Source organism: Acinetobacter sp. YH16051 (assembly GCF_013417135.1).
GTDB classification, from domain to species: domain Bacteria; phylum Pseudomonadota; class Gammaproteobacteria; order Pseudomonadales; family Moraxellaceae; genus Acinetobacter; species Acinetobacter towneri.
Genome location: NZ_VPEN01000013.1, coordinates 46559 through 53695, shown reverse-complemented (window position 1 = coordinate 53695; position 7137 = coordinate 46559). Strand labels below are relative to the sequence as shown.

Annotated in this window: 8 protein-coding genes and 1 pseudogene; 5 read left to right on the top strand and 4 right to left on the bottom strand. The window is 41.2% G+C overall.

Annotation, left to right across the window (positions count from 1 at the left end; genetic code table 11):
- The 4 genes and pseudogenes from FTV41_RS10990 to FTV41_RS10975 form a co-directional block, all read left to right on the top strand.
- Positions 1-254 (top strand): annotated as a pseudogene (locus tag FTV41_RS10990) (biotin synthase); the annotation flags it as partial.
- Positions 255-314: 60 nt separating this feature from the next.
- Positions 315-1001: a class I SAM-dependent methyltransferase gene (locus FTV41_RS10985; protein WP_004971520.1), complete on the top strand. Its 687-nt coding sequence runs from the start codon at positions 315-317 to the stop codon at positions 999-1001.
- Positions 1002-1083: 82 nt separating this feature from the next.
- A complete protein-coding gene (locus FTV41_RS10980; RefSeq protein ID WP_104851802.1) occupies positions 1084-1881 on the top strand; it encodes a thioesterase family protein in 798 nt (265 codons plus the stop codon).
- Positions 1882-1985: 104 nt separating this feature from the next.
- On the top strand, positions 1986-2762 hold the full coding sequence (locus FTV41_RS10975) for a Rossmann-like and DUF2520 domain-containing protein (protein ID WP_179996552.1): 777 nt from the start codon (positions 1986-1988) through the stop codon (positions 2760-2762).
- A 70-nt stretch (positions 2763-2832) separates the two neighbouring features.
- On the opposite strand, the gene trmB is transcribed toward FTV41_RS10975, so the two are convergent.
- Together trmB and FTV41_RS10965 are read right to left on the bottom strand one after the other, a co-directional pair.
- Positions 2833-3549 carry a tRNA (guanosine(46)-N7)-methyltransferase TrmB gene (gene trmB / locus FTV41_RS10970; RefSeq protein ID WP_004971514.1) on the bottom strand — a complete coding sequence of 239 codons (717 nt, stop codon included), beginning with the start codon at positions 3547-3549 and terminating at the stop codon, positions 2833-2835.
- Positions 3550-3734: 185 nt separating this feature from the next.
- Positions 3735-5186: a SulP family inorganic anion transporter gene (locus tag FTV41_RS10965; RefSeq protein ID WP_179996551.1), complete on the bottom strand. Its 1452-nt coding sequence runs from the start codon at positions 5184-5186 to the stop codon at positions 3735-3737.
- Positions 5187-5404: 218 nt separating this feature from the next.
- On the opposite strand from FTV41_RS10965, the gene FTV41_RS10960 reads away from it, so the two are divergent.
- On the top strand, positions 5405-6016 hold the full coding sequence (locus tag FTV41_RS10960) for a glutathione binding-like protein (RefSeq protein ID WP_131261343.1): 612 nt from the start codon (positions 5405-5407) through the stop codon (positions 6014-6016).
- A gap of 99 nt (positions 6017-6115) precedes the next feature.
- Here the strand turns inward: FTV41_RS10960 and FTV41_RS10955 are convergent, their stop codons facing one another.
- Positions 6116-6898, bottom strand: coding sequence for a thiazole synthase (locus FTV41_RS10955; RefSeq protein ID WP_004971502.1), 783 nt, complete (start codon positions 6896-6898; stop codon positions 6116-6118).
- A 13-nt stretch (positions 6899-6911) separates the two neighbouring features.
- Complete coding sequence (thiS, locus tag FTV41_RS10950; RefSeq protein ID WP_104851805.1) at positions 6912-7109, bottom strand: sulfur carrier protein ThiS; 198 nt, start codon at positions 7107-7109, stop codon at positions 6912-6914.
- Positions 7110-7137 lie beyond the last annotated feature (28 nt).

Sequence of the window (7137 nt, the reverse complement as noted above, 5' to 3'; positions counted from 1 at the left end):
TTGCAGTTGCACGTATTATCATGCCAAACAGCTATATTCGTTTATCTGCAGGGCGTGAATCATTATCTGATTCAGATCAGGCGTTGGCATTTATGGCAGGTGCGAACTCGTTATTCTCAGGTGAAAAGCTTTTGACCACACCAAACGCAGGCGAAGGCAAAGACAAACAATTGTTCCAAAAATTAGGCTTAGTGCCTGAACGTGCCAAGCCAACCGTTTCGGAATTGTCGGTAGATGCAATGGCTGTGGCTTAAGCAGATCTTGAAAAAGACTCAGATATTTAATGTCAGTAAATTAAAGAAGAATCATGTGATATGGCAAAAGATTTTCACAGTGCAACTGTGGTTGCAGGCTATGACAGTCATATTCGGAAACTCATTCCCGGATATGAATTGGTACATCAACACATCAATGCAATTTTAAGTAGTCATTTGCCCGAAACAGCACAAGTTTTAGTGGTGGGGTGTGGCACAGGCTATGAGTTGCAGTATTTACTGCAGCAACATCCACAGTGGCAATTTACGGCCATCGACCCATCTTTAAGCATGTTACAGCAGGCAGAAAAAAACATTCAGTCTGTGGCAGGGCATGAGCGAGTACGTTTTATACAGGCAGATACCCACCAATTTGCCCAACAAGCGCAGGTTGAAAATTTGCAGTTTGATGCGGCATTGGCGATTTTGGTGGCGCATTTTGTGCCAGTCGCAGAAAAAACATTATTTTTTCAAGATATTTACCAAACATTAAAACCTACAGCGATTTTATTAAGCTATGATCTGATGCAGCAGACTGAAAATATAGAACTGCGCTGGATGCAGAATTTGGCTTTGGATTGTGGTTTAACTACGACTCAAGCGGAAAAAATGCTTGCACGACTGGCCGATGATTTTCATTTAATTATGGCAGATGCGCAGGCAGCATTGCTTACTCAAGTGGGTTTTCGTCAGTGTAAAACATATTGTCAACTTATGAATTATTATGGTTTTTTTGCAGAGAAATAGTTGATAAATAACATTATTTAGTCAGTAATCTTTGTAGTAAAAGTATCCGCACAAGAAAAGTTAGATCAGGGAAAGAGAAAAAATGTCAGCATATTACACTTTACTCAAACGTGAACAACATGCCGATGGTGGCTGTACTGCGCACTATCGTTGCAACATTCATGCACAAGGCGCGTGGAATCCGCATGAACAACACATGGCACCTGCAACGGGTATTTTGTGTGCAGAACTTGAGCAATTTATGCCGCGTGATGATATGCGAATTGGTCGGGTCGGTTTAGATATTTTTGGCTTAATTGCCTTTGGTGAATTTAGTATCACCACCCGTATGATTCGACCGGGTAAAACCATTGAGCTGATTGAAGCGGAAATGTGTGCTGAAGGAAAAACCTGTATTGTGGCGCGTGCATGGAAAATGAAAACCTCAGATACACGCGCAATTGCAGGATTGGAAGATTTACCGATAGAAAACCCTGAATATTTGCCCGATTGGGATGGCATGCGTTGTTGGCCGGGCGGCTATATTCAAAGCATTGAAACCCGTGCGCATTTAGATCGTCGTGCAGGTAAGGGCATCGTTTGGTTAAGAAACCAATTGGATATGGTTGAAAATCAAAGCACATCTAGTTTTGTGCGTTTATTGGGGATGGTGGATACCGCCAATGGCGTAGTGCCACGTTTAGACCCGAATGCGGGTTGGGGTTTTCCAAATTTAGATTTGCAAATGCATTTACACCGTTTACCGCAAGGCGAATGGCTAGGCTTGGAAGTAACACAACAATATGGTGAAGATGGTATTGGCTTAACGAGTGCAGTTTTGCATGATACTCAAGGGCCATTTGGACGTAGTGAGCAGATTTTAACTTTGCGTCAATTCTAAATCTATTCAATATCAAACAAAAAACATCAGGACGAATTGCTTCGTCCTTTTTTTATTGGCATGCTGTGTGCAGATTATTTCATCTTATTTTATCTGAAAATATTATGCGTATTAGTTTGATTGGTGCAGGCCGTGTTGCACACCATTTGGCCTATGTTTTAAAAGCACAGCATCAAATTGTGCAAATTTATAGTCGCAGTTTGGACAAGGCACAGCACTTGGCTACGCAAGTTGGTGCAGCAGCAATTGCGCAAGTTTCTGAATTAAAGCCAGAAGTTGATTTGGTGATTATTGCTGTAAGTGATCAGGCCATTGCACAGGTGATTCAGGATATTCATCCTTATTTAAGCCATGCTTTGGTTGTGCACACTTCAGGCAGTACCAAGTTAGATGTTTTGCAACAACATCATGCGCGTTCTGGGGTATTTTATCCATTACAAACTTTTAGTTTGGAACGTGAAATTGATTGGTCACAAACGCCATTATTTATAGAAGCTGCATTTTCTGAAGATCAACAGGTTTTATTCAATTTGGCAAATAGCCTAAGCAGTTGTGTTTACGCTTATACTTCAGAACAGCGTTTGAGTTTACATTTAGCCGCCGTATTCGCCTGTAATTTTAGTAATTATTGTTATGACATGGCCAAACAGGTGGTTGATGCAAAACAAGTGGATTTCAGCTTGCTGTACCCCTTAATTTTGGAAACTGCGCACAAAGCTACACAAAATGAGCCTCGTCACATGCAAACAGGGCCTGCTATGCGTGGCGATCAAAATATTTTAAAGATGCATCAGGACTTGTTGGCAGCAGGGCAGCAACATGCACTTGCCGAAGTTTATGCGCTTATGAGCCACCAGATTTTAGAGCGGCATCAATCTTAGCCATTTGATGAGATAAAACGAGTTCACATAAAAAATGCTTCCCAGTGGAAGCATTCTTTTCTAGCAGAAATTAGTTAATTTTCTTGAAGATAAAATCATTAATCTTATGACCTGCTTCAATTCCGCGACGTTCAAACTTAGTTTGTGGACGCCATTCAGGACGAGGGTAGCTATTGCCTTTGCCCGCCAAGTTTTCTAAACGTGGACGGTTGTCTAATACATCTAGCATCCATTCTGCATATGGTTCCCAGTCGGTTGCTGCATGGAACGTACCGCCTAACACTAATTTTTGCTCTACCAACTCCATGCGTTCATGAGCAACAAAACGGCGTTTGAAGTGACGTTTTTTCTGCCATGGGTCTGGGAAATATAACTGTACCGTATCAATGCTATTGTCTGGCATTTCACGTAGCACTTGAATTGCATCGGCATCTAAGACACGTAAGTTGCTTAAACCTGCTGTACCTGCTTCATAAACGCACTGTGCAATCCCTGGAATATGGACTTCAATCCCGACAAAGTTACGTTCAGGATTGGCCTGCGCCATAAGTACCAAAGAACGCCCCATCCCAAAACCAATTTCTACTGTAAGCGGGCGTTCAGGGTGTTCAAAATGTTGACGTAAATCGCCAACAGGATATTCCAAAATTAAGTCGCCGTATTGTTCCAAGGCGCTACGTTGTGACGTATTCAATGGTGAAGAACGGCGCATGAACGTTACAATTTCACGATGCTCGTTGAGGTTGTCCAGCTCGACAACGTGCTGGTCTAATTGATCGTTCGACATAATTTTGGCAAATCTAATAAATTCGAATGCGGTATTTTAAGTCCTGAGCCATTGAAGTCAAATTTTTTCGCTGTTTTTCGCAGCGCCGTGCAAGATTGCGATACATCTGCATCTTTTGAGCATAAAAAATGCCGAATCATTAAGATTCAGCATTTAACATCATCAACGGTATTTTAATACAATAATTACGAATGGGTACTGTATTGATCAATTAAGGTATGACTGGCCTCATTCAATCCAATAATATGCACTTTAATTTGTTGGGCTTTAAATTTGTTCACCACGCTATTCAGCATATTTACAGAGGTAATATCCCAAATATGTGCATGCGTTAAGTCGATGGTGACATTGCTAATATCTTCTGAAAAATCAAAAAACTGATAAAACTTTTCTGAACTGCTAAAGAAAATTTGCCCTGAAATCACATATTGGCGGGTATGTTCGCCTAATAAAAATGAGCTGACTTTAACTTCACTTTCCAGTTTATTCACCAAAAATAAAGCAGAAAGCAGTACGCCAACAAAAACACCCAAAGCAAGGTTATGGGTAGCTAACACCACAATCACCACAGCTAACATGACTATATTGCTTTGTTTCGGATGCTTTTTAAAATTACGGATGGAATCCCAGTTAAAAGTCGTGAATGACACCATAATCATAATCGCAACCAAGGCTGCTATAGGAATATATGCCAACCAATCTTTGAGAAAAACCACCAAGCACAGCAAAAATACGCCTGCTGTAAGTGTAGATAGCCGTGTACGCGCCCCAGAACTGACGTTGATAATAGATTGCCCAATCATGGCACAGCCTGCCATACCGCCCATAAAGCCACTAACAATATTGGCATAACCCTGACCACGACATTCCTGATGCCGATCTGCTTCTGTGCCTGTGGCTTCATTGACAATCGTAGTGGTCATCATGGTTTCGAGTAAACCGACTGTGGCTAAGGTCATGGCATAAGGAAAAATAATAAATAAAGTTTCAAAATTCAGTGGAATGTCAGGCACTAGAAAAATAGGCAGCGTGTCGGGAAATTGTCCCAAATCGCTTACGGTACGCATATCTGCACCAAGTAATAAAGCAACCACACTCAGCACAATAATGCAGACCAAAGGCGAGGGAATGCTTTTACCAATTTTAGGAATGTATGGAAACAGATAGACTACCGCTAAACCTAATCCTACAAATAAATAGCCTAAGCTATCCATTTTCGATAATTCAGGCAGTTGCGCCACAAAAATTAAAATCGCCAAAGCATTTACAAAGCCATAAACCACCGATTGCGAAACAAAACGCATCAGTTTGGCAACTTTAAAATAACCTGCCACAACCTGAATCAGCCCTGTGAGTACTGTTGCAGCCAATAAATATTGCAAACCATGTTCTTTGACGAGGGTAATCATCAGTAATGCCATAGCGCCTGTCGCGGCAGAAATCATGGCAGTACGCCCACCAAAAAAAGCAATCGTGACCGCAATACAGAACGATGCATATAAGCCGACTTGCGGATCGACGCCTGCTATAGCCGAAAAGGCAATTGATTCAGGAATTAATGCCAAACCCACCACTAAACCTGCCAAAACATCGGTGCGGATATTGGAAAACCATTCTTCTTTTTTCAGGCTAATCACAATCTCAATTTCATGAAACTTTAAAGGGCTGTATGTTAAAACATCTAGAGATAAAAAAGCAGGCAAAACAGACTTGAAAAAGCCTGTCTTTTGCAGGATAGTCAAAGCGTAAGGGCTTTTTAAGACATTTACGCTTTTTTGCAATTTATAGGTTCAATCACTTGCAAGTTTGTGACAAGCGATTTACAACAGAGATAGTTATATAACAAGGATCAAATATGAAGCTTTATTATTCACCTGGCGCATGCTCTTTGGCAGCACATATTATTTTAAATGAAGTGAATGTCGATTTTGATATTGAGCGTGTAGATTTAAAAACCCATAAAACAGAAAAGGGTGCCGATTATTATGAAATTAACCCTAAAGGTTATGTACCTGCTTTAGAAATTAACCCAGGTTTAATTTTGACGGAAAACGTAGCGCTATTGCCATTTTTAGCGCAGCAAGACCCTAAACAGGATTTAATTCCGCCATCTGGTTTAGGTCGTGCTAAAGTATTGGAATGGTTGGGTTATTTAAACTCTGAATTACATGACGCTTACTCAGTATTTTTTGGCGCGCCTTTAGATGCAGAAGCCAAAGAAAAAGCCTATGCAGAAATTGATCGCTTGTTGACTTATATTGATCAAGCGATTGCATCATCAGACCATGAATATTTGGTGGATGATAACTTTGGTCCAGCCGATGCGTATTTGTTTGTTATCACTAATTGGTCAAACTATATTGAGCATGATTTAACTCCGTATAGCCATGTGGTTGAAATCCGTAATAAAGTTGCTGCGCGTCAGTCGGTACAAATTGCTATGCGTGATGAAGGCTTGATTCCTTAATCGGCTTTTACTTGCCAGAATCAGATAATAAAAAAGACGTTGAGTTAACACTTAACGTCTTTTTATTTGAGTTGTCGGACTTGGAAAAGACCCTAATGATTATTTAAAGAAATAACCCGTTTCAGGTGAGCTGGCATTCGCCATACGCTTACGTGGCATACGTCCTGCCAAATAAGCTTCACGTCCTGCTTCTACTGCTTTACGCATCGCAGATGCCATTAGCACTGGGTTTTGTGCTGCTGCAATTGCAGTATTCATCAGCACACCATCGCAACCTAATTCCATTGCAATCGCAGCATCACTGGCAGTACCCACACCTGCATCTACCAATACAGGTACTTTGGCATTTTCTTTAATAATCGAAATGGTATGCGGGTTAAGAATACCTAAGCCTGAACCAATTAAACTACCTAATGGCATAATTGCCACGCAGCCCATACTTTCCAATTCTTGCGCCACAATCGGGTCATCGGAAGTGTAGACCATGATCTCAAAACCATCGTCAATTAGCGTGCGCGCAGCTTTTAAAGTTTCGGTGATATTTGGGTAGAGGGTTTTTTCATCGCCCAAAACTTCTAGTTTGACGAGGTTGTGACCATCTAGCAATTCACGCGCCAACATGCAGGTGCGCACGGCACTGTTGGCATCAAAACAGCCTGCTGTATTTGGCAAAATGGTGTATTTTTCTGGTGGAATTACGGAAAGTAAGTTTGGCTGATCTGGATGTTGCCCAATGTTTACACGACGAATGGCAACCGTAACAATTTCTGCGCCACTGGCTTGAATCGCCAAATCTGTTTCGGTTAAATCTTTGTATTTGCCCGTACCCACCAATAAACGTGAATTAAAGGTACGTGAACCGATTTTAAAGGTATCTTGCATGGGTGCTCCGAGTTTAGCCGCCACCAACGGCATGAATAATTTCAATGCGGTCTTGATCGCAAATAGGGGTTTCGGCAAGTTTGCTTTTGGCAATAATTTTTTCGTTTTGCTCCACAGCAAAACGTTTGCCTTCTAAATCTAATGCCTGAATCAGTTGTAACAGGGTCGTGTGAGAGGTCTGTTGTGTTTCGCCATTCAGATAAATTTGCATGACCGTGAATCCATCTTCAAAATTACAA

What these genes read in the sequence shown, in the direction of transcription:
- FTV41_RS10975 (WP_179996552.1), top strand. Translation starts at nt 1,986, where the DNA reads ATGCGTATTAGTTTGATTGGTGCAGGCCGTGTTGCACACCATTTGGCC.
- FTV41_RS10980 (WP_104851802.1), top strand. Translation starts at nt 1,084, where the DNA reads ATGTCAGCATATTACACTTTACTCAAACGTGAACAACATGCCGATGGT.
- FTV41_RS10985 (WP_004971520.1), top strand. Translation starts at nt 315, where the DNA reads ATGGCAAAAGATTTTCACAGTGCAACTGTGGTTGCAGGCTATGACAGT.
- thiS (WP_104851805.1), bottom strand. Translation starts at nt 7,109, where the DNA reads ATGCAAATTTATCTGAATGGCGAAACACAACAGACCTCTCACACGACC.
- FTV41_RS10955 (WP_004971502.1), bottom strand. Translation starts at nt 6,898, where the DNA reads ATGCAAGATACCTTTAAAATCGGTTCACGTACCTTTAATTCACGTTTA.
- FTV41_RS10960 (WP_131261343.1), top strand. Translation starts at nt 5,405, where the DNA reads ATGAAGCTTTATTATTCACCTGGCGCATGCTCTTTGGCAGCACATATT.
- trmB (WP_004971514.1), bottom strand. Translation starts at nt 3,549, where the DNA reads ATGTCGAACGATCAATTAGACCAGCACGTTGTCGAGCTGGACAACCTC.